The sequence below is a fragment of the Microbacterium sp. Soil_N32 genome, from assembly GCF_057655505.1.
The window spans coordinates 117,570-139,254 of sequence record NZ_JBDGME010000017.1 but is presented as its reverse complement, the minus strand read 5'-3'; the positions used below and the strand labels follow the sequence as shown (position 1 = coordinate 139,254).

Here is a 21,685-nt window from a genome sequence, read left to right as displayed (position 1 = left end):
CCGCGCATGATGACGGAATCTCCGACCTACGCGTACCTCGGTGAGTGGAACAACGAGCTCCGCACACCCACCCCGCTAGGACCGTGGATCACGGAAGAAGAGGCCCGCGCCGGACTCGAAGCAGGTGCGATCCGCTGCGACATCGTCCCCGGATATGTGCAGGAGCGTGAGCACGAGCGACCCCGCCCGCACACCCCCTGGGTCATCACCGCATTCGGGGGTGGGGTCACAGGGTTCACGGTCTCCCATCTCTCGCGGCACGGCTCGATCCAGCGCATCGTCGAGTACGACAACATCGACGGGCGCCTCTTCGTCGGAGGCCTGATCGACTACACCTACCCCGACGACACTCGGTGGTACGCCCAGTACGACTGCATCAAGCTCCTCCACGGGATCATGAAGCCCGACGGAACGGGCTTCCTGACGATCAACGACAAGTCCCAACCCACCGTCGAACGCCTCTCGATCGACCAGATCGACGTGTCAGAGAACTGGCTCGACCGCCCCGCCTTCGGCGACTGGCACGTCCTCCTCGACCCGAACTTCGGCACTCTCCCCGCCGCCCCGACGCCACCCGACCAGCGCCCACCGCGACGCCGACGCCCCTGGCCCCTGTTCCGCAGACCCTAGTACCTGCACCCTCCCCCCTCACCAACGCTCCCGTCGCACTTTCTGTCGGAACCGGCGGGCCAGAGCGACAGAAAATGCGACGGGAGCAGAAGGAGCAGAAGGGGACGGAGGGAAGCCGGTCAGCTGACCACCCAGTCGAAGTCGGCGCCGTTCTCCTCGAGCCAGGCATCGACGGCCTCGGCTTCCTTGCCCTCGCCGTACTCGTTCACGACGAGGTCTTCGAGCGAGCCGTACTGGGCGTCGTCGAGCTGGATCTTCTCGATGAGCTCGGCGGCCTCGGGGAACTCGTCGGCGAAGCCCTTCGTCCCGAGGAAGTGCAGGCTCTCGGCCTCGCCCATCGCGCCCTTCGGGTCTTCCAGGTCCTTCACGGGGAAGGCGTCGTTGGCCCAGAACGGACGCCACAGGGTGACGACGACGTCCTTCTCGGCGTCGGTGGCGTTCTTCAGCTCTGTCAACATCGCGGCGGTCGACGAGGTGACGAGCTCGTACTCGCCGTCGAGGCCGTACTCGGGCAGCATGCTCTGCGTCTGCGCGGTGAGACCGGCACCCGGCTCGATGCCGTAGATCTTGCCGTCGAAGCTCGCGCCCTTGCCGACCAGGTCCTCGATGGAGTTCAGCTCGGAGTACTCGGGCACGGCGATCGTGAGCTTGGCGTTGTCGTAGTAGGCGCCGAGGTCTTCGATCTTGTCGCCGTACTCGTCCATGTACGACTTGTGGGTCAGCTCGGGCCACGCCGAGGGGTAGATGTCGACGTCGCCCTGCGCGAGACCGGTGTACAGCGGACCCGCCTCGGTCAGCGTCTTCATCTCGACGGTGTAGCCGATCTTCTCCAGCTGGTCCTGCAGCAGGTAGGCGGTGCTCAGGCCGTCGGTCCATGCGGGCAGGTAACCGAGCGTGATCGTGCCCTTGTCGCCCGAGCCGGAGTCGCCGCTGCCGGATCCTCCGCCGGTGCCTCCCATGCCGTCGCCGCTGCAGCCGGCGAGGGTCAGGGATGCTGCGGCGCCGAACGCCGCGATGGTCAGGAACTTCTTCTTCATGTGTGTCTCACTCTCGTTACGTATGGTGCTGCGGTGATGCCGCGGTGTGTGCCGCGGCGGGTGCCGCGGGATCGACGCGGCGGACTCCCGAGCCTCGGGAGATGCCGCGTCGACCCCGCCGGGGGGTCGTTCTTCGTCAGGCCGTCGTGATGGGGACGCGGCGCGGGGACGCCACCTCGCGCTCGGCCTCGGCGGCGGCATCCGACGAGTCGGCATCGGTCGACGACGCGCCGGTGCGCTGCACGGTGCGCCGGCGGGCCAGCAGGCCGAGCAGCGACGACGGGTTCTGCCCGAGGGAACCGAGGGCCGCGGTCACGCGGTCGAGGAACACGGCGATGAGTACGACGCCCAGTCCGGCCTCGACGCCCTTGGCGATGTTGATGGTCGAGATCGCCTCGACGACGAGCTTGCCGAGGCCGTCGGCGCCGGCGATTCCGGCGATGACCGCCATCGACAGCGCGAGCATGATGACCTGGTTCACCCCGGCCAGGATCGTCGGCATGGCGAGGGGCAGCTGGATGCCCCGCAGGATCTGCCCGGGCTTGGCACCGAACGCCTGCCCGGCCTCGACCGTCTCGGAGTCGACGCCGCGGATGCCGAGCTCGGTGAGCCGCACGCCGGGAGGCAGGGCGAAGATCACGGTCGCGACCACACCGGGCACGACGCCGATGCTGAAGAACACGATGGCCGGGATCAGATACACGAACGCCGGCATGGTCTGCATGAAGTCGAGCACCGGCTTGAGCACGGCTCGCACCGTCGAGTTGCGGGCCGACCAGATGCCGAGGGGGATGGCGATGACCACGGCGATGATGGCCGCGACCAGCACGAGTGCGAGGGTCTGCATCGCCGGCACCCAGAGGTTCATCGCGACGATCAGTCCGAACGAGATCACCGTGCCGATGGCGAGCTGCCACGAGCGGACGAGCCAGGCGAGGAGCGCCGCGATGACGATGATGACGACGAAGTGCGGGCTGAGGAGCACGCGCGTCAAGCCGTCGACGAGGAAGCCGACGACGAACGAGATGCCACTGAGCAACCCGTCGAGGTTGTCGCGGATCCAGTCGACACCGGTCGCGACCCACGATCCGAGGGGAATGCGGAACCCGTCCATCAGCGCACCTCCCCGGCGATCGATGCATCCGATCCGGGGGCGGTGGCGCCCCCGTCCGTCGGGTCGGCCGTCCAGCCGTCGTCGAGCACGGCGTCGATCTCCGCCTGCGGCATCGGCAGGAGCGGCAGGGTCAGCTCACCCGTGGCCCCGGGGCCGGGGCCCAGCGCGGCGAGCAGGGTCACGCGCGGGATGACACCGACGAGTCGGCCGGCAGCATCCGTCACCGCGAGCGGCAGCGGCGACTCGACGGCCGGCACGAACAGGTTCATCAGCACCTCGTCCTCGCTCACGCTCTGCGGCACGGGCTTGATGATGTCGCGCAGCGTTGCCGTGCCCTTGCGCACCAGCTTCACGGCGTCGCGGTCGGTGACGATGCCGACGAGCTGACGGTCGCGTCCGACGACGTAGGTCGCCGACATGTAGGCGTCGCGCATCTGGCGGAGCGCCGTGCGGGGGCCTGCGGTCTCGGCGACGACGGGGCGGGGGCGCTCCATCACGTTGCCGGCGGTGAGCACGCGGGCGCGGTCGACGTCTTGCACGAACTGCTCGACGTAGTCGTTCGCCGGGTCGGTGAGGATGTCCTCCGGCGTGCCGATCTGCACGATGCGGCCGTCGCGCATGACGGCGATGCGGTCGCCGAGGAACATGGCCTCGTTGAGGTCGTGCGTGATGAAGACGATGGTCTTCTGGAACTTCTGCTGCAGTTCGAGCAGCTGCTCCTGCATCTCGCGGCGGATGAGCGGGTCGAGGGCGCTGAAGGCCTCGTCCATGAGCAGGATGTCGGTGTCGGCGGCGAGGGCGCGGGCGATGCCGACGCGCTGCTGCATTCCGCCGGAGAGCTCGGCGGGGAGCTTGTCGCCCTGGCCCTCGAGGCCCACGAGGCCGAGGATCTCGTGCGCCTTCGCCAGGCGCTCGGCCTTGCCCACGCCCTTCAGCTCGAGGGGGTAGGCGACGTTCGCGGCGACCGTGCGGTGCGGCAGCAGCGCGAAGTGCTGGAAGACCATCGACACGCGGTCGCGGCGGATCTCACGCAGACGCGAGGCCGGGATGCCCGTGATGGCGTCGCCGCTCACCGTGACGGAACCGTCGGTGGCGGGGTGCAGGCCGTTGAGCATGCGGATGATGGTCGACTTGCCGGAGCCGGAGAGCCCCATGATGACGAAGATCTCACCGCGGTTCACGGTGAAGCTCGCGTCGATGACGGCAGCGGTTCCTGCGTCGGCGACGGCGGAGCGGGTCTCGCCGGCCTTCAACCGGCGGACGGCGGCGTTCGGATTCTTCCCGAACACCTTGAACAGATGGCGCGCTTCGAGTGCGGTTTCGGACACGTTTCCCCCGCGGCTCGCCTCGGGTCGGCGAGCCTGCTTCGGTTACGCCCGGGTGACGTCCTCGAGGCCGTTTCGACAGGGCTGCTGTGGCGGCGCGGGCGGCGGATTTCGGATCCACCGCGATAGGACATCGACCGTACGGACACGCCTCTTCGCAGCACAGCAGATCGAAAGAAGGACGCGTTCGCGGACTGGTCTTCGGACCGTCAGGCCCACAGACCAACGTAGCGAAATGGCCGGTCAGCGCCAAATCCGGCCTCGCCTGACACCCCGCGATTCGCGGCCTGACCGGGTGATTGCACGGGTCGTTTCCAAATTCACGCGCATGCTTTCGAGCTGCACGAGGGGGCGCATATCGCCGCCTCCCGGCATCCGGATGCGGCGCCTCTCGACCCCTCACGGGGGCGGGGGATCAGCGGCGGATGCTGCGCGTCACCGTGAACTTCGGGGTGCGGTGCAGCTGCTCGGTGGGGCCGACCAGGCGCCCCAGCTCGGCACGGTAGCCGAGCGACGAGTTGAACACCGTGAACAGCCCTCCCCCCGGCCTCAGCACGCGGGCGGATGCCTGGAACAGCCGCGTCGCCGCACCGGTGTGCACGCTCGTGCCGAGGTGGAAGGGCGGGTTGAGCAGCACCACGTCGACCGAGGCATCCGCGATCTCCGACGCGGCGTCGTCATGCGTGATTTCGATGCGATCGGCGACCCCGTTAGCCTCGACGGTCGCCCGCGCGGAGGCGACGGCCGCCGCCGAGCGGTCGGTCGCGATCACGCGTGCATCGGGATGGGCGCGTGCGTACGAGACGGCGAGCACGCCGGTGCCGCAGCCGAGGTCGAGCACCGTGCGAGATCCCCCGTGGGCGACGCCGGGGCTGCGTGGGGCCGCCCCGTTCTCAGCCCTCGGCGACGAAGAACCCGCATCCCCGCCCAGCCCCAGCGCCTCGAGGAGCACGCGGGTGCCGATGTCGAGGCGCGGTCCCGCGAACGCTCCTCCGTGCGCGACGATCGTGAGTCCGTCGCGCGTCGCCGTCACCGGGAACGGCGGCCGTTCCGGCACCTCCCGCGGCTCGCTCGCGACGATCAGCCGGGACTTCCGCTCCGCGCGCTGCGGCTGCACGATACCGAAGCTCCGCCCGATCACCTCGTTCTGGGCGAGCGTCATGTGCTTCACCCGACCTCCCGCGACGAGCACCGCGTCGGGCGCGGCCCACCGGGCCACCGCATCCGCGATCTCCTCGAGTTCGGCGAGCGCCTTCGGCAGCTGCAGCAGCACCAGACGGGCATCCGCGAGCAGCCCGCCGTCGAGCTCGTGCGACGCGAACCCCTCGATGCCCAGCTCCTCGGCGTTCCGGGCGAGGGCCCGACGCCCGGTCGCGAGGTCCTGATGCACACGGATGCCCCGGAACCCTGCATCCGTCAATGCCAGCGTGATGGCGCCGTACTCGTCGCCGATCACCGCGATCTGCGCGCCGTCGATCCCGCGCTCCGCGGCGAGCGCCTCGGCCCGGTCGACGAGCAGCCGGTCGGTCGCGTCGTGCGCCTGCAGGTTCTCGGCCTCGACGTCGGGCCACCGACGCAGGCGGCTGTAGGGGAACTCCGGCACCTGCCCACTGTACGCGGGGCGGACCCGCGTCACGCCCCGGTGACGGCTCAGAAGAAGGTGCGGACGAGCTCCACGACACGGCCCGACTCGGACGACTCGACCACCGGCAGGAAGTGCCACTTGTCGAATGCGGTGCACGGGTGCGACAGGCCGAGGGCCACGACGTCGCCGATCGAGGCATCCGCGTCGGGCAGGAAGGTGTGCTGGTCGTTCATGGCGGTGACGGATGCTTCCGGCAGTGGCACGGGCATCTCCCCGAGGTCGGGGGCGACGCCGTGCACGACGGGCAGTCCCTCGTCGAACGGGAAGTCGCGCTTGCCGCCGTCGAGCAGGGCGAGGGCGGGCTCGGGGTGCGAGACGACGCGGGCGTAGCCGCGCATGGCGGAGCGGAGCATCCCCTCGTCGGTTCCGGTGCGCGTCGCGTCGAGCGGGGAGATGCCGCGGTAGAAGCCGTCGTCGTGCACGATGTACGCGCCCGAGCGGAGGGTGAAGCGGGTGCGGTCGTCGCGGGCGATGGCCGGCGCGTACACCTCGGCGACGAGGTCGAAGTACGCGCTGCCGCCCGCCGTGACGAACACGTCGCCCTCGTCGTACAGGTCGCCGAGCGCCTCGTGCACGACGAGCTGGTCGGCGAGGTACCGGCGCACGGCGGTGAGCGCGGCATCCGATCGGTCGTGGCCGAGCGCGCCCTCGTACCCGCCCACGCCGGCGAGGCGCAGGACGTCGGATGCCGCGATCCGGCGTCCGATCTCGATCGCCGCGTCGACACTGCGGACGCCGGTGCGTCCGCCCTCAGCGCCGAGTTCGACGCAGACGTCGACGCGCCGGGGCGTGCCGACCTCGCGGAGCGCGCGCTCCATCGCCTCGACCGTGTCGAGGGAATCGGCCCAGCTCACGAAACGGAAGTTCGGGTCGGCGAGTTCGCCGGCGAGCCAGCGCAGCGAGCGGGCGTCGACCACCGCGTTCGCGAGCATGACGCTGTCGAGTCCGAACGTGCGGGCCGTGCGCACCTGGCCCATGGTCGCGAGGGTGATGCCGGGGCATCCGGCGTCGAGCTGGCGCTGCCACAGGGCGGGCGCCATGGTCGTCTTGCCGTGCGGCATGAGCTGCAGGCCGCGGGCCTCGGTCCACGCCGCCATGACGGCGAGGTTGTTGCGCATGGCCGAGTCGTCGAGCGCGATGACGGGGGTCCAGAACTCCGACAGCCGGGGCTCGGTGGCGAGGAACTCGTCGACCGTCAGACCGATCGCCCGCTCGGGGATGCCCTTGTCGCGCGCCGTGAGGCGCTCGGCGCCCCATCCGTCGTCCAGCCGTGTCATCCGTCGCCCTCCGGTTTTGTACAGTGCCCTGCCAATCTACCCGCCGCCCTGTCCGCAGCCCACCCCGCTCCGCCCCCCTCTCCCTCCCCCTCTCCCTCTCCCTCCCCCTCTCCTCTCCGAGAACCTTCTGCTCCCGTCGCACTTTCTGTCGCCGGACGTCGCCGGAAGCGACAGAAAGTGCGACGGGAGCGGGGGGAATGGGGGAAGGGCCGAGGGCTAGATGGTGTCGTCGGCGGCGAGCAGGTCGATCTGCCAGTGGCGGCCGGCGGGGTCCTCGGAGTCGTGGGCCTCCTGGGCGGCGTCGAGCACCGCGTTCACCTTCTCCATCGCGACCTCGAACTCGGCCTCGGTCAGACGGATGGTGCGCTGCGTGAAGCTGCCGTGCACCTCGGCCGTGCGTCCGGTCAGGTACTCCGGCGCCCAGGCGGCGACGCGTTCGAGCAGGGCACGGTGCTCGTCGACGATGCCCGCGAGCACCGCCCCTCCGAGGGCCTCGTCGGCCACGGGACGCTCGGGCCCGCCGACGCTGAGGGGCCCCTTGATGCTCGTCCACACCCGGTCGCGGCGATCGCGGGCGTGCTCGGGCGCCTCGGAGATCAGGCCGGCGTCGGCGAGCGCCCGCAGGTGGAAGCTCACACTGTTCGCGGGCACGTCGAGCTCGGCGGCGATGTCGGCGGCGCGCAGGTGATCGTGGCGCGAGAAGAGCCGGATGATGCGGCGGCGCAGCGGATGCGCGTAGGCCTTGAGCATCGCCGACGTCATGAACTCCGCGTCCGTGCCGCTCTCGTCGCCCGCCATGCCCCGAGTGTATCCGCCAGAAATTTTGCGCAAGTACAGTTGCGCAACTGATCTTGCGCATCTACCATCGACCCATGACCACCGTGACCGCCCCGCACCGCCTCTGGCACAACACGCGCTACCTCCTGTGGCTCGTGAGCGACACCAGCAAGGGGCTGGCCGCGGCACTGTTCGGTTTCGCGATCCCCCTGCTGGCGCTCATCGTCACCGACGACCCGGCACTCGCAGGCATCATCGCCGGGGCGGGGCTCGTCGCACGCCTGCTCGCGACGCTGGTCGGCGGCATCCTGGCCGATCGACACCGCCGCATCGTGTTGATGCTCGTCGGGTCGCTACTGGGAGTCGGCCTCTCGGTCGCCTTCACGGTGCTCGCGTGGACCGATGCCCTCACGTTCTCGGTGCTGCTCGTGATCGACGTGCTGCTCGCCGCCCGCAACGGACTCTTCGACGTCGCCGGCGAGAGCGCCCTCAAGGAGATCGTGCCCGACGAGGCGATGGGGCGCGCACAGGCGGCGAATCAGGGGAGGGATGCCGCGCTGCAGCTCGCCGGCGGACCCCTCGGCGGCCTCCTGCTCGGCGTCGGCGGATGGCTCGTCGGTCTCGTCATGACCCTCTGCCACGCCCTCGCCGCGGCGACCGCCTGGCTGCTCACCCGCTCGCCGGTGACCCCCACCCCCGTCTCGGCAGCGGCCGACGCCGGTGACGGCGTCGAAAACGCAGACGTGACGGCGGATGCTCGGCGCGGCACCCCGCGACACACCGCGGATACCGCATCCGATCTGGGTTTTCACACCGCAGACCGCACAGACCACGCAGGCCGCGATGGGGCCGCAGGCCACGCGGGCCACGCTGGCGCCGCAGACCACGCGGGCCACGCAGGCCACGCCGGCCGCGCCCGGACCCCGCGCGGGCGGGCTGTCACCGAGCTGCGCGAAGGGTTCGCGTGGCTGTTCTCCCGCCCCGACCTGGGCGGGGTGCTCGCGATCATCACGATCATCAACCTCGGCTTCAACGCCGCCATCACGACGGTGATCTACGCGCTGCAGCAGACCGGATACTCCGAGCTGCTCATCGGCACACTCAGCGCGGGCGTCGGCGTCGTCATGCTCGCGGGCGCGGTCATCGCGCCGCTCCTCGTCTCGCGGGTGGGCACCGGCGTACTGACCATCGCCGCACTCACGGTCGTCGCGGCGGCCGTCGTGGGCCTGTCGTTCGCCACCGACCTGTGGGCGATCATGGCGGTGCTGGGGTCCGCGGTGCTGCTGCTGCCCGCCCTGAACGCGGGCATGATGGGCTACTTCATGGTGGCGACGCCCAGTCACCTGCTCGGGCGCGCCAACAGCGCCGCCGGAGTGCTGGGCATGGGGGCGATGCCGCTGGGACCGCTGATCGCCGGGTTCGGCCTCGCCTGGGCGGGACGCCACGGCACCATCCTGGTGTGCGCCGCCCTGTGCGGCATCGCCGCGGTGCTGGCCGTCGCCAACCGGGCCCTGCGGGCTCTTCCCGTCGAGGCGCAGTGGGCCGCGCACGCCCGCCAGTACGAGCAGTAGTCCCGACGGAGGGTGGGATCAGAGGGCGCCGGCGAGCGCGGCGATGCCGGCGATCAGCGACAGCAGCGCGAGCACGAGCGCGATCGAGATCAGCACGATGTGCACAGTGAGGAACGGCGTCGGCTTGCCGTTCGCGTCGCGCGCCCGCGGGTCCTTGGCCACGCGGCGCAGGAACTGCGGCCACACCACCGCGTTGAAGACGGCGTTAAGGAACAGGATCACGGCGAGGAGGGTCACCCGTCCACCGTATCCGCCGCGGCTGCGGAGCATCCGCCCTCCTCACCCCCGGGCGACCCCCACCCACACCCCCACCGCTTCTGCACCGAGGTCATGTATCACCGACCTCTTGCCGCGCTCCTGGTAGGTGTGCGCACAATGTTCCTCATGATCGACGGTGCTCCCGGCACCGCCCTCGATCCTGCATCGGACGACGGCCCCCGGCGTTGGCAACGGGCGGCCGAGCTCTTCGGTGCGTGGCGTGGGGGCGACAGTCGCGCGATGGACGGGCTCGTCCGCTTGATGACGCCCGTGCTCTGGCATGTCGTGCGCGCGTACGGGCTCGAGCGGTCGCTCGCCGAAGACGTGGTGCAGACCACCTGGCTGAGACTCGTGCGCGGGCACGACGCGATCGCCGACCCGCAGGCGGTGTCGGCGTGGCTCACCACCACGGCGCGTCGCGAGGCCTGGAAGGTCGCGAAGGCGCACGGCCGGGTCGACACGACGGATGCCGACGACCTCGATGCGCTCCTGCCGGAGCAGCCGTCTCCCGAGGAGCAGGTGACGGTCTCCGATGAGCGGCGCCGGCTCTGGGTCGCCGTGCGACGGCTGGCGGAGCGCTGCCAACGGCTGCTGCGCGTGATCGCCTTCGAGGATCGCCCCGATTACGCCCGGCTTGCCAGCGACCTGGCGATGCCCGTGGGGAGCATCGGCCCGACTCGTCAACGCTGCCTCGCGAAGCTGCGCGTGGCCCTCGACGCGACCCCCCGGCCGGAGGGCGCGACATGAGCGACGACGCGCTGTTCGCCGAGTTGCGCGGAATGTGGCGCGAAGCCGACCCCATGCCCGACACGCTCGTCGATCGCATGATCGCGGCCGTCGCCTCCGACGGCCTCACGCAGGAGTACGCGCTGCTCACCCTCATCGACGACCAGCTCGGCGCGGTGCGCGGAGACGCGGATGCCCTCACCCTGCAGTTCAGCGACGGCAGCACGAGCATCCTGCTGCACGTCACCACCACCGAGACCGGTCGCCGGCGAGTCGACGGGTGGGTCGACACCGCGGCGGGCGAGATCGTGCTGACGCAGGGCGACCGGTCGCGCTCCACGACCCCCGCCGAGACGGGACGCTTCGCCTTCGACGACGTACCGCCGGGACTCACCTCGGTGCGGTTGACGACCGTCGTGAGGGGCGAGTCGCGCACGCTGTCGACGCCCCGCTTCGAACTCTGAGCACCACCGCCGTATCGCACACCGCGTATCGCCGTATCGAGAGGATGACGCATGGAGCAGCCCGAGGGATGGAGCTGGCAGGATCGCGCGGAGGGGTCGATCCGTCGAGGATCAGCGCTGGATCCGAGCCTCGAACCGGTCGACGGCATCCGCGCCTTCCCCACGGCGTACCTGCCCGAGCGCCTGCTCATCACGAACGACCTCGACGAACAGGAGGAGTTCGATCGCGAACTGCGCACACTGAGAGACGCGGCCGACTCGTTCGGGTGGATGCTCGAACTCGACGTCGCCGACCGCGAGGACGCGGGCGAGCTGGTGCCGGGGGTCCCGGGCTTCCTTCGGGCCCGGCTGACGACGCCCGACGAGCCGCAGCGCGGGGAGTCGCCGGTGGCTCCGGATGCCTGGCGCGTGCTGCAGCGCGCGCGGCGCATGTCGCGGTCGACGATGCCGCGCACGAGCCTCGAGCACGTGGTGTCGATCGATCCGGTCGGCCTGAACCCGTTCAGCCGCACGAATCCCTTCAGCCGCACAAACCCGTTCAGCCGCACGAACCCGGCCGCCGGTGAGCGGGGCGGCAGCGACGACTATCTCGAGCCGGGGCGCGGGGCGCGACAGCCGGTGAGCTGGGTGGGACCGGCGCCGCAACGGGGACCGCGGCCGCCGCGGGGCAAGCGGCGTGCGGTGGTCGCGGTGCTCGACACGGGCTGCGGGGTGCACGACTGGTTGCCCGACGACATCGTCACGCGGCACCTGGAGCTCGACGGCATCCCGGTGGGCCTCACCGATGCCGCCGACCCGGAACGCTACCCCGACCTCTACGGACAGCTCGACGGCGAACTCGACGCGGTCGCCGGGCACGGCACCTTCATCGCGGGCATCGTGCGGCAGCTGGCGCCCGACGCCGACATCGTGTCTGTGCGCGTCGCGGGGGCGCTCGGCGTCGTCGACGAGAGCAGCCTGCTGCGCACGCTCGCGCAGGTGGTGGAGCTGCTGCGGCGATACCGGGAGGACCCGGCGACGGGGCATCCGATCGACGTGCTCAACCTGTCGCTCGGCTACTACCACGAGACCCCGCAGGACGGCCTGTACAGCCGCACCCTCTTCGACCTCCTCGCGAAGGCCCGCGAGCTGGGATGCGTGGTGGTGTGCTCGGCGGGCAACGACGCGGTCGACCGCCCGTCGTTCCCCGCGTCGCTGTGGGCGTGGCCGGGCGCCGACAACGGTCTGCCGCCCGATGAGGGGGCGCCGCACCTGTCGGTCGGCGCGTTGAACCCCTCGGGCCACTCGGTGGCGCTCTTCTCGAACGTCGGCCCGTGGGTGAAGGTGTACGCGCCCGGCGCGGCCGTGGTGAGCTGCTCGCCCGCCTTCGTCGGCGGCACGCAGGCCCTCACCCGCGCCGACGCCCACGACCTGCGCCGCGAGACCATCGACCCCGACGACTACCGAGGCGGTTTCGCGGTGTGGAGCGGCACGTCGTTCGCGGCGCCGTTCGTGGCCGCACGCATCGCCGCCGAGTTGGGCCCGGTGCCCGTCGACGGCGCGGGCACGGATGCCGTCGCCGCCGCCGTCGAGACCGTCGCTGGGGCTCTTCCGTCGCCGGCGTAACGCGCGCCACGCCACCTGCACGGACTTCCCACACCTGCACGGACTTCCACCGCGCCACCTGCACGGACTTCGCCCACCTGCACGGAGCATCCGCCCATGCCTCCGTGCAGGTGTGCGCCGTCCGTGCAACCGACCCCACCGGACCGACCGGCGTCCTCCCCCACCCCACCGACCGACGCACCCCGCCGCATGGCGCTCCCGCACCACCTCAGCCCCCCACCCCAGACCCCCGACCCTTCCGCGGATGCCGGTGCACCGGGCATCCTGGGGTCATGCCCCTGACCGCCGCCGAGCTGCATCGGCGCGGCGTCGACGCGGCGAACGCCCGCCGGTTCGCCGCCGCACGACGTGCCCTCGACGCCGCGGCGGAACGCGCGCGGGATGCCGACCTGCGGGCGCGTATCGACGGCACGCGGTCGTACGTGCTCGCGCAGACCGGGCATCCGGCCGAGGCCGAGCAGCTCTGCCGCGATGCTCTCGGGCGACGCGGGTTGCGGCCCGATACGGTCGCACTGCTGAGCGGCCAGCTCGGCACACTGCTCCTGCACTCCGGCGCGCTCGACGCCGCCGAGGCGATGCTCACGCGAGCGATCGACGCGATGAGGGAATCTTCCTCCACGGAGCTCGCGAACCTGCTCATGAACCGGTCGATGGTGCGGATGCAACGACACGAGCTCGCGGCCTGCACCGCCGACCTCCACCGCGCCGTCGCCCTGTACGAGCGCAACGGAGAGGACGAGCCGCTCGCCGAGGCCCGACACAACCTCGGCTACGTCGCGCTGCTCGCCGGCGACTTGGTCGCGGCGCTGAGCCTGATGACGCGCTCGCGGCCCGTGCTCGCGGCGACGAGCGACCTCGCCGCGGCCATCAGCGATCTCGACCGCGCCGAGGTGCTGCGCGACGCCGGTCTCACCACCGAGGCGGAGGCCCTGCTCGCCCGCGTCGCCGAGCAGTTCGGAGCGCAGCGCATGCCGCAGGCCCGCGGTGAGGCAGAGCTGCATCTCGCCCGTTCCCTCCTGCGGCACGATCCCGCCGCGGCCGAGCGCACCGCGCGTCGCGCCGCACGTCGCTTCACGGCCCTGGGCAGCGAAGGCTGGGCGGCGCGCGCCGAGGCGCTGCGCTGCGAGGCCGCACGCCGCGCCGGTCGCGTTCCCCGGCGCGACGAGATCGACGGCACCATCGACGCCCTCACCCGTGGCGGCTTCCGCACCGAGGCGACGGCCCTCCGGCTCGATGCCCGGCGCGACGGAACGGGACGGATGCCCCGGCTCGCCCTCGACGCCGCCACACCGCTGCGCCTGCGCGCCCACGAGGTGCGGGCGGCGCGGGCGGAGGCGGCCGGACGCACGACCGAGGCCCGCCGCGCCGCCGCGGCCGGGCTCGATCTGCTCACGAACTGGCAGCAGTCGTTCGGGGCGCTCGACCTGCAGGCATCGGTGGCGATGCACGGGACCGACCTGATGTTCGCCGGCCTCCGTGCCGCCGCCGCGACCGGCGACCCCGCCGTGCTGTTCGAGTGGGCGGAGCGGGCGCGGCACCTCAGCCAGCAGGTGGCATCGGTGCGCCCGCCGGTCGACGACGAACAGGCCGCCGACCTCGCCGAGCTGCGGATGCTGCGCGCCGACCTCGCCGGCACCGACTGGACCGCCGACCCCCGGGTGCGCGTGCTGCGCGGGCGCATCCGCGAACGGCAGTGGGCGTCGACGGGCGTGCAGGGCACTCGGCAGCGGGTCGACCTGCGGACCGTCCGTGCGCGCCTCGATGCGCACACCGCACTGCTCGCCTACCTCTACACGGGCGTCGAACTGCTGTGCGTCGTGGTCGATCACCGGGGCGCCGCGGTCGTCCGCCTCGAATGGGCGCGCGTTCGCGTCGCGATGGACGGTCTGCGCGCCGACCTCGACGTCGCGGCCCTCACGCGCGGCGGGGCGATGTCCGGCGTGATCGCGCGCGGCCTCGACGCGCGGCTGCACGACCTGGGCGACGCCCTCCTCGCGCCCGTGCGAGCGGTGACCCCGGCGCGGCACCTCGTGATCACGCTGCCGGGGGTGCTCGCCGGGGTGCCCTGGGCGATGCTCCCCGGTATGCACGGCGTTCCTTTCACCGTCGCCCCATCGGCGTCGCGGTGGGTCGACGGTCGTCGTACGACGCAGGCCGCGGATGCGCGCGGCGAGCGCACCCCCGCGAGCGACGCCGCCCCCGGGCGGAACGGGGCTGCCCCCCTTTCCGCGGAAGGCTCCGGCACGGAAGGGACCGGCACTCCCGCGCCCCGGGTCGGCTTCGCGGTGGGGCCGGGGGTTCCGCGCGGGCCCGAGGAGGTGCACGAGGCGGCGTCCGCCTGGACATCGTCGACGACCCTGCTCGGCGACGAGGCATCGGTGACGGGCGTGACGCGGCTCGCCGGGGCATCCGATCTGCTGCACATCGCCGCGCACGGCCGGCACTCCGCCGACAACCCGCTGTTCGCGGGCTTCGATCTGGCCGACGGCACGCTGTTCGGCTACGACGTCGACCTCATCGCCCGCACGCCCGAGACCGTGGTGCTGTCGGCATGCGAGCTCGGGCGCTCGGCCGTGCGCTGGGGCGAAGAGGCGCTCGGCATGACGCGTGTGTGGCTGCACGCGGGCACCCGCAGCGTGATCGCGGCCCCGGTGACCGTGCCCGACGACGTCGCCTGCGAGCTGCTCGGGGCGCTGCACGTCGAACTGGCGCGCGGCACCGTGCCGGCTGTCGCGCTCGCGCGCGCGGCGAGCGCGACCGGGCACCGCGCTCCCTTCCAGTGCCACGGCAGCGGTCTCTGACACCCGTCGAAAGACCTGTCCTCTCGCCGACTCGCGTCGCGACGACTTTCTTCTCGACGCGATGTATCAGGAGGGCGCGGACGCGCTCCTGATGTTCGGAAGGTGTCGACAGAGCGGCTCCGGGTCACCTGGGGTGGGAGGGCGCTGTCGGCGGGGGAGCCCGCACTGGGGATGGCGGACTCGACATCGGCACCGACTGCTCAGAGGGCCCGGCGATGGGGACGCCGGGCCCTCGTGCGCGCGCCGGTGGAAGACTGGGGGGCATGAAGATCGTCGTCATCGGAGCATCCGGCAGCATCGGCACCGTCGTCGCCGACACCCTCGACGCCCGCGGGCACGAGGTCGTGCGCGCCTCGCGCACCGGCGATGTGCGCGTCGACCTGACGGATGCCGCCTCGCTGGCCGCCCTGTTCGACGAGGTCACCGGCATCGATGCCGTGATCGTGACGGCCGGCTCGGTGCCGTTCCGTCCCCTGGCCGACCTCGACCGCGACGGCCACACCGCCGCGTTCCTGGGCAAGGTGCTGCCCCAACTGGACGTCGTGCGCCTGGCCCTCACCCATCTGAACGACGGGGGATCGGTGACGCTCACGAGCGGCGTGCTGTCGCGCGCCCCGATCCCCACCGGAGCGGCGGCCGCCATGGCCAACGGCGCCCTCGAGTCGTTCGTGATCACGGCCGCCGCCGAGGCGCCCCGCGGCATTCGCATCAACGCGGTGTCGCCCGATGTGCTCGAGAATTCGCCGGGCTACCACGACCTGTTCGCCGGCCACCGCCCGGTGTCGGATGCCGAGATCGGGCGCGCCTACACGCTCGCCGTCGAGGGGCTCGTGAACGGCACGACCATCGTCGTCTGACCGCCCTCCGCGATCCACGAGCGCGGGACGCGGGGGCTGGCGGGGTCAGCGCCCCTCTGCCGCCTCGGTGTGGTGGCGGATGACCTCGGCGACGACGAAGTTGAACCACTTCTCGGCGAACTCCGGGTCGAGATGCGCGTCTTCGGCGAGCGCCCGCAGGCGTGCGACCTGCTGCTCCTCACGACCCGGGTCGGAGGCGGGCATCTCGTGCTCGGCCTTGAGCGTGCCCACCTGCTGCGTCGCCCGGAACCGCTCGGCGAGCAGGAAGATCAGCGCGGCGTCGATGTTGTCGATGCTGGCGCGCAGGCGCAGCAGTTCGGCTCTCGGGTCGTCGGGGACGCTCATGCTCCCACTCTAGAGCGGTGCGGGCGCACGGACCGTCGGGCGGCGGCCGATATCGTGTGCTGATGAGCGACGACAGCGCGTCCCGGGCATCCGACGACCCCACGACCTCCCCGACGGGCGCCGCATCCGCCGCCGATACGGGCGATTCCCCCACATCCGATCAGTCGGTTCCGGCCTCCGACGGGACGGAAGCGGCCTCCGACCGGCCCGCCCCCGCGGCGGCCGGCGAGTCCTACGGCTCGGCGTCCGAGCAGGGCGACGTGCCCACGGGCGACGCGGCCCGCGACGTCGTCGTCGAGACGGCCCCGCCGAGCCGCTCGTTCTGGACGCGCATCGATCGCCCGTTCGTCTTCGGCTTCCTGCTGACCCTCGGCGGACTCGCGGCGATCGTGCTCGGTCTCGCCGTCACGAGCCTGTCGACCGTGCTCATCTACATCGCCCTCGCGCTGTTCGCGGCACTGGGTCTCGATCCGTCGGTGCGGTTCCTCGAGCGGCGCGGCCTGTCGCGCGCGTTGTCGGTCGTGGTGGTGATCGTCTCGCTCATCGTGGTGGTCGCGCTCGTCCTGTGGATGATCCTCCCGGTCGTGATCGAGCAGATCGCGAGCTTCGTGCGATCGGTGCCGGGCATGATCGACGACTTCCAGCGCAGCGACCTGTACCGCACGCTCGACGACCAGTTCGGCGACCAGTTCCAGGGCCTCGTCTCCGACGTGCAGACCTTCCTCACCGACCCGGGCAACATCGCCAGCATCGGCGGCGGCGCGCTGCAGGTCGGGGCATCGATCGCCACGGGCATCTCGGGCGTGATCGTCGTGCTCGTCCTCACCCTCTACTTCGTGGCCACCCTGCCGACGATGAAGAAGGCGCTGCTGCGCCTGGTGCCGGCACGCGACCGCGCGCGCACCGGCGACATCGCCGACCAGATCACCGAATCCGTCGGCGGCTACGTGATGGGGATGGTCGTGCTCGCGTTCTGCAACGCGGTGCTCGCCTTCCTGCTCTACTTCTTCCTGGGGCTGCCGTTCCCGCCGCTCATGGCGACCGTCGCGTTCTGCATCACGCTCATCCCGCTCGTGGGATCGGTGCTGTTCTGGGCGATCGCCACGACCCTCGCGCTGTTCACCGATCCGCTCAGCGCGCTGATCTTCGCGGCGGTCTACCTCGTGTACATGCAGGTCGAGGCGTACGTGCTCACCCCGCGCGTGATGAACAAGGCGGTATCGGTTCCCGGATCGCTCGTCGTGATCGGCGCCCTGGCCGGCGGCACGCTGCTCGGTTTGCTCGGCGCGCTCGTGGCGGTGCCCGTGACGGCGTCGATCCTCATCATCGTCAAGCAGGTGTGGGTGCCGCGACAGGACGCCCGGGCGTAGCACGCCGCAGTGCCCGGGACCATCGGCCCCGGGCACTGCAGTACGACTCGATCAGCGGATCAGATGAGACCCTGGTCCTCGAGCCACTTCTTCGCGATGTCCTTCGACGACTGCTGGTCGACGGTGCTCTTCACGTTGAGCGAGACGAGCTCCTCGGCGGTGAGCTTCGCGTTGACCTCGTTGAGCACCTCGCTGATCTCGTCGGCGATGTCGCTCGACACGATCGGCACGACGTTCGACGAGATGATGAGGTTCTCGGGGTCTTCGAGCGCCACGATCTCTTCGGTCTCGAAGGCCGGGTCGGCCGTGTAGATGTCGGCGACCTGGATCTCGCCGGCGAGCAGCGACTCAAGCGTGCTCGGACCGGTGGCCGAGAACTGCAGGTCGACGCCGTAGACCTCCTTGGCGGCGGCCGGGTTGTACGGGCGCTGCTCGAACTCGGGCGCCGCGCCGATGGTGACCGGGGCGGGGGCCTTCGAGAGGTCGGCGATCGAGGTGATGCCGTTCTCCTCGGCGAAGCTCTTGAGCACCGTGTACGTGTCCTGGTCGGACGCCTCGGCGTAGTCGAGAGCGGTCAGGCTGTCGGGCAGAGCGTCCTGCAGCGCGGCGTAGACGTCCTCCGGGCTGGTGACCTCGACCTTCTCCTCGGAGAGGTACTCGAGCAGGCTGCCGGTGTACTCGGGGAAGACGTCGATCGCACCCGACTCGACCTCGGGCATGTACGCGTCGCGCTGACCGATGTTGAGCTGGGTCTCGACGTCGTAGCCGGCGTTCTCGAGCGCCTGGGCGTAGATCTCGGCGATGATCTCGTTGGAGTAGTACGCCTGCGAGCCGACGACGATCGTGTCGTTGCCGCCCGAGCCGGAGCTGTCGTCGGACGGCTCGTCGAGCGGGTTGCTGCTGCCGCCGCACGCCGTCAGGGTGAGCGCCGCGGCGGCGACCAGACCGACGGCGAAAGCGCTGCGCTTGCCTCGTGCTGTGAACATGGACTTCCTCTTCTCTGGGAACTGCGGGGAATTGCGTGTGCTGTGTGGGCTGTGGAGTCGGGTCGATGGTGTCGCGCTGCGCGCGTCACGCGGGGGCGGATGCCGGGGTGGCGGCGGAGCCCGCCGAGCCCCGGACCGAGGCGGAGGTGGTCTTCGTCGTGGCGGCGGAGCCGCCTGCCGACGAGCCGTCGGCCGTACGCGGCGCGCGCTGCGCTCCTCCGCGCGGCCCGCCGCGGAGACCCGCGGGTACGGCCGCACGCTGGGCGGCGGCGAGGAGCAGGTCGACGATGAGCGCCAGCACGGCGACGATGATCGCACCGGCGAGCACCTGATCGAACCGACGCAGCGGGATGCCCTGGATGATCGGCCAGCCGAGCCCGCCGAGGTTGACGTACGCGGCGATCGTGACGGTGGCGATGACCTGCAGGAGCGCCGACCGGATGCCGCCGACGAGCAGCGGCAGCCCCAGCGGCACCTCGACCTTCCAGAACACCTGCCACCCGGTCATGCCCATCGCCTTGGCGGCGTCGAGCGTACGGCGGTCGATCGCCTCGAGGCCCGTGTACGCGCCGGCGAGGAGCGACGGGATCGCGAGGAGCACGAACGTGATGATCGCCGCCTCCGGGATGCGCAGCACACCGAGGAGGAGCACCAGCAGCACCATGAGGCCGAACGACGGGATGGCGCGAGCGGCACCCGAGACGGCGACCGCGATCTCGCGACCGCGACCGGTGTGGCCGATCAGCCAGCCGATCGGGATCGCGATGGCCGCGGCGATGAGAACCGAGATCGCCGTGAGGGCGAGGTGCTCGCCGAGCAGCTTGGGCAGCGCGTAGGTGCCCGTCCACTGGGCGGGGGCGAAGATCCAGGCGAACGCCTCGAGGAACAGGTTCATGCGGGGGCTCCCACCGCGATGGCCCGGGTCGGGATCTTCTTCGAGGCCGCCCGCGTCCACGGCATGAGCGCGCGCCCGACGAGCAGCAGGATGAGATCGATCACGAGGGCGATGATGACGACGGCGACGACCCCGGCGAAGACCTCGGCGATGATGCGCCGTTCGAGGCCGTTGGTGAAGAGGTAGCCGAGGTTGGTGACCCCGATGAGGATGCCGACCGTCGCGAGGGAGATCGTGCTGACCGCCGTGACCCGGAGGCCGGCGAGGATGACCGGGCCCGCGAGCGGGAACTCGACCGCCCAGAACCGCCGGAACGGGGCGAAGCCGGTCGCGGTGGCCGCCTGTCGCACGTCGTCGTCGACCGAGTCGAGGCCGTCGGAGACCGCGCGCACGAGGATCGCGATGGCGTAGATCGTCAGGGCGATCACCAGGTTCGTCTCGCTGATGGCCGAGTAGCCGAGCGCCGCCGGCAGGAGGATCAGCAGGGCGAGCGACGGGATCGTGTAGAGCAGGCCGGTGAGCACGATGATCGGGCCGCGCACGAGACGGTACCGCCAGGCGACCCAGCCGAGCGGCAGCGAGAGCACGAAGCCGATCACGATCGGGATGATGCTCTGCCGCAGGTGCACCGCGGTGAGTTCGAAGATCAGCCCGAGATTGTTGACGACCCAGTTCACGGGTGACCGCCCTGCACCGCATCGAGGGCCGCGGCATCCGGACCCGCCAGCGGCCCGTCGGAGCGCTCGGCCTCGGCGACGATGGCCCCCTGCGTGCGTCCTTCGGAGTCGACCACGACCGTGCCGTGCGGCGTCTGCTTGAGATGCAGTGCGCGGCGGCCCCGGTCGGCGCCGATGAAAGAGGCGACGAAGTCGTCGGCCGGGTTCTCGATGATCTCGCTGGGCGTGCCCACCTGCACCACGCGCGCACCCTTGTCGAGGATGACGACCTGGTCTCCCAGCAGGAAGGCCTCGTCGATGTCGTGCGTGACGAACACGACGGTCTTGTCGAGCTCGCGCTGCAACCGCAGGGTCTCCTGCTGCAGGTCGGCGCGAACGATCGGGTCGACCGCGCCGAAGGGCTCGTCCATGAGCAGGATGTTCGGGTCGGCGGCGAGGCCCCGGGCCACACCCACCCGCTGCTGCTGCCCGCCCGAGAGCTGGCTCGGGTAGCGCTCGGCCAGCTTCTGGTCGAGGCCCACCGTGTCGAGCAGCTCGCGGGACCGACGGTGGGCGTCGGCCTTCTTGACGCCGTTGAGCCGCAGCACGGTCGAGACGTTGTCGATCACGGTGAAGTGCGGCATGAGCCCCGAGTTCTGCATGACGTACCCGATGCTCCGGCGCAGCTGCACCGGGTCGCCGCCCAGCACGCTCTCGCCGTCGATCTCGACGTCACCCGAGGTCGGCTCGACCATGCGGTTGATCATGCGCAGCAGGGTGGTCTTGCCGCAGCCGGACGACCCCACGAAGACCGTCGTCTTGCGCGACGGCAGCACCAGGCTGAAGTCGTTCACGGCGACGGTTCCGTCGGGGAACTGCTTGGTGACGTTGCGGAACTCGATCATGGCTGTTCTCCCGTCGGGATGTGGTGTGCGGTGTCGCGACCCGCGGGGGTCAGGCCGAGACCTCGACCCCGGGCGCGAAGGCGACGTATCCCGAGAAGTCGCCGCCCACGCGGTCGAAGGCCGACGGGTACGGCTGCGGGTACGACCACGCCAGGTCCTTATGCAGCTCTCCGCCTGCCTGGACGGAGTAGTACTGGCACACGCCCTTCCACGGGCACGTGTAGGGCGTCGGGCTCTCGACGAGGACGTCGGGCGAAATCGACGCCGGCGGGAAGTACCAGTTGCCCTCGATGCGGTAGAGATCGCTCTCGTCGGCCTCGGCGAGCACGGTTCCTGCGTATACAGCCTTCATATCGTGCCTCCTGGGATGTGGGTTAGAGCGTATAAGAGGGTGCCGACATCGTGCCGAGGCTTGCGCCGCGCCATGTCAATGTGCGAAAC

Annotated in this window: 21 protein-coding genes; 8 read left to right on the top strand and 13 right to left on the bottom strand. The window is 71.1% G+C overall.

Translation table 11 applies throughout. The annotated features are described in order from the left end of the window. The first annotated feature begins 6 nt into the window (after positions 1-6). Positions 7-630: a hypothetical protein gene (locus AC3A3J_RS06000; protein WP_487671415.1), complete on the top strand. Its 624-nt coding sequence runs from the start codon at positions 7-9 to the stop codon at positions 628-630. 119 nt (positions 631-749) lie between these two features. Here the strand turns inward: AC3A3J_RS06000 and AC3A3J_RS05995 are convergent, their stop codons facing one another. From AC3A3J_RS05995 to AC3A3J_RS05970, 6 genes are all read right to left on the bottom strand, one after another. Next, a complete protein-coding gene (locus tag AC3A3J_RS05995; RefSeq protein WP_487671414.1) occupies positions 750-1,667 on the bottom strand; it encodes a glycine betaine ABC transporter substrate-binding protein in 918 nt (305 codons plus the stop codon). A 136-nt stretch (positions 1,668-1,803) separates the two neighbouring features. Further along, positions 1,804-2,781, bottom strand: coding sequence for an ABC transporter permease (locus tag AC3A3J_RS05990; RefSeq protein WP_487671413.1), 978 nt, complete (start codon positions 2,779-2,781; stop codon positions 1,804-1,806). Continuing rightward, positions 2,781-4,109, bottom strand: coding sequence for a quaternary amine ABC transporter ATP-binding protein (locus tag AC3A3J_RS05985; RefSeq protein ID WP_487671412.1), 1,329 nt, complete (start codon positions 4,107-4,109; stop codon positions 2,781-2,783). The genes AC3A3J_RS05990 and AC3A3J_RS05985 overlap by 1 nt, the downstream gene beginning before the upstream one ends. Positions 4,110-4,521: 412 nt before the next feature. Beyond that, positions 4,522-5,709, bottom strand: coding sequence for a class I SAM-dependent methyltransferase (locus AC3A3J_RS05980; protein ID WP_487671411.1), 1,188 nt, complete (start codon positions 5,707-5,709; stop codon positions 4,522-4,524). A gap of 47 nt (positions 5,710-5,756) precedes the next feature. Beyond that, on the bottom strand, positions 5,757-7,028 hold the full coding sequence (locus AC3A3J_RS05975) for an alanine racemase (protein WP_487671410.1): 1,272 nt from the start codon (positions 7,026-7,028) through the stop codon (positions 5,757-5,759). 216 nt (positions 7,029-7,244) lie between these two features. Then, positions 7,245-7,826, bottom strand: coding sequence for a helix-turn-helix domain-containing protein (locus tag AC3A3J_RS05970; protein WP_487671409.1), 582 nt, complete (start codon positions 7,824-7,826; stop codon positions 7,245-7,247). 74 nt (positions 7,827-7,900) lie between these two features. Here AC3A3J_RS05970 and AC3A3J_RS05965 point away from each other — a divergent pair, with 74 nt between their 5' ends. Next, on the top strand, positions 7,901-9,376 hold the full coding sequence (locus AC3A3J_RS05965; protein ID WP_487671408.1) for an MFS transporter: 1,476 nt from the start codon (positions 7,901-7,903) through the stop codon (positions 9,374-9,376). Between the two features lie 18 nt (positions 9,377-9,394). Here AC3A3J_RS05965 and AC3A3J_RS05960 read toward each other — a convergent pair whose 3' ends face one another. Further along, positions 9,395-9,646 (bottom strand): SCO4848 family membrane protein, encoded by a 252-nt coding sequence (locus AC3A3J_RS05960; protein ID WP_487671407.1) that lies wholly within the window; start codon positions 9,644-9,646, stop codon positions 9,395-9,397. A 114-nt stretch (positions 9,647-9,760) separates the two neighbouring features. Between AC3A3J_RS05960 and AC3A3J_RS05955 the strand changes: the two genes are divergently transcribed. The 5 genes from AC3A3J_RS05955 (at position 9,761) to AC3A3J_RS05935 (ending at position 16,087) form a co-directional block, all read left to right on the top strand. Beyond that, complete coding sequence (locus AC3A3J_RS05955) at positions 9,761-10,381, top strand: RNA polymerase sigma factor (RefSeq protein ID WP_487671406.1); 621 nt, start codon at positions 9,761-9,763, stop codon at positions 10,379-10,381. Continuing rightward, positions 10,378-10,824 (top strand): hypothetical protein, encoded by a 447-nt coding sequence (locus AC3A3J_RS05950; RefSeq protein ID WP_487671405.1) that lies wholly within the window; start codon positions 10,378-10,380, stop codon positions 10,822-10,824. The genes AC3A3J_RS05955 and AC3A3J_RS05950 overlap by 4 nt, the downstream gene beginning before the upstream one ends. Before the next feature lie 51 nt (positions 10,825-10,875). Beyond that, a complete protein-coding gene (locus tag AC3A3J_RS05945; protein WP_487671404.1) occupies positions 10,876-12,429 on the top strand; it encodes a S8 family peptidase in 1,554 nt (517 codons plus the stop codon). 272 nt (positions 12,430-12,701) lie between these two features. Next, positions 12,702-15,230: a CHAT domain-containing protein gene (locus AC3A3J_RS05940; RefSeq protein ID WP_487671403.1), complete on the top strand. Its 2,529-nt coding sequence runs from the start codon at positions 12,702-12,704 to the stop codon at positions 15,228-15,230. Between the two features lie 263 nt (positions 15,231-15,493). Beyond that, entirely contained in the window at positions 15,494-16,087 is a 594-nt protein-coding gene (locus AC3A3J_RS05935) for a short chain dehydrogenase (protein ID WP_487671402.1), read from the top strand. Between the two features lie 45 nt (positions 16,088-16,132). On the opposite strand, the gene AC3A3J_RS05930 is transcribed toward AC3A3J_RS05935, so the two are convergent. Next, positions 16,133-16,432 (bottom strand): chorismate mutase, encoded by a 300-nt coding sequence (locus tag AC3A3J_RS05930; RefSeq protein WP_487671401.1) that lies wholly within the window; start codon positions 16,430-16,432, stop codon positions 16,133-16,135. A 59-nt stretch (positions 16,433-16,491) separates the two neighbouring features. Here AC3A3J_RS05930 and AC3A3J_RS05925 point away from each other — a divergent pair, with 59 nt between their 5' ends. Next, the gene (locus AC3A3J_RS05925; protein ID WP_487671467.1) at positions 16,492-17,802 is read left to right on the top strand and encodes an AI-2E family transporter; all 1,311 of its coding nucleotides are present in this window, start codon (positions 16,492-16,494) and stop codon (positions 17,800-17,802) included. Between the two features lie 59 nt (positions 17,803-17,861). On the opposite strand, the gene AC3A3J_RS05920 is transcribed toward AC3A3J_RS05925, so the two are convergent. The 5 genes from AC3A3J_RS05920 to AC3A3J_RS05900 form a co-directional block, all read right to left on the bottom strand. Further along, positions 17,862-18,788 (bottom strand): ABC transporter substrate-binding protein, encoded by a 927-nt coding sequence (locus AC3A3J_RS05920; RefSeq protein ID WP_487671400.1) that lies wholly within the window; start codon positions 18,786-18,788, stop codon positions 17,862-17,864. 85 nt (positions 18,789-18,873) lie between these two features. Continuing rightward, on the bottom strand, positions 18,874-19,683 hold the full coding sequence (locus AC3A3J_RS05915; RefSeq protein ID WP_487671399.1) for an ABC transporter permease: 810 nt from the start codon (positions 19,681-19,683) through the stop codon (positions 18,874-18,876). Then, entirely contained in the window at positions 19,680-20,360 is a 681-nt protein-coding gene (locus tag AC3A3J_RS05910; protein WP_487671398.1) for an ABC transporter permease, read from the bottom strand. Before AC3A3J_RS05910 ends, AC3A3J_RS05915 begins: the two co-directional genes overlap by 4 nt. Continuing rightward, entirely contained in the window at positions 20,357-21,244 is an 888-nt protein-coding gene (locus tag AC3A3J_RS05905; RefSeq protein ID WP_487671397.1) for an ABC transporter ATP-binding protein, read from the bottom strand. Before AC3A3J_RS05905 ends, AC3A3J_RS05910 begins: the two co-directional genes overlap by 4 nt. Before the next feature lie 49 nt (positions 21,245-21,293). After that, positions 21,294-21,596: a DUF427 domain-containing protein gene (locus AC3A3J_RS05900; RefSeq protein WP_487671396.1), complete on the bottom strand. Its 303-nt coding sequence runs from the start codon at positions 21,594-21,596 to the stop codon at positions 21,294-21,296. Positions 21,597-21,685: the final 89 nt, after the last annotated feature.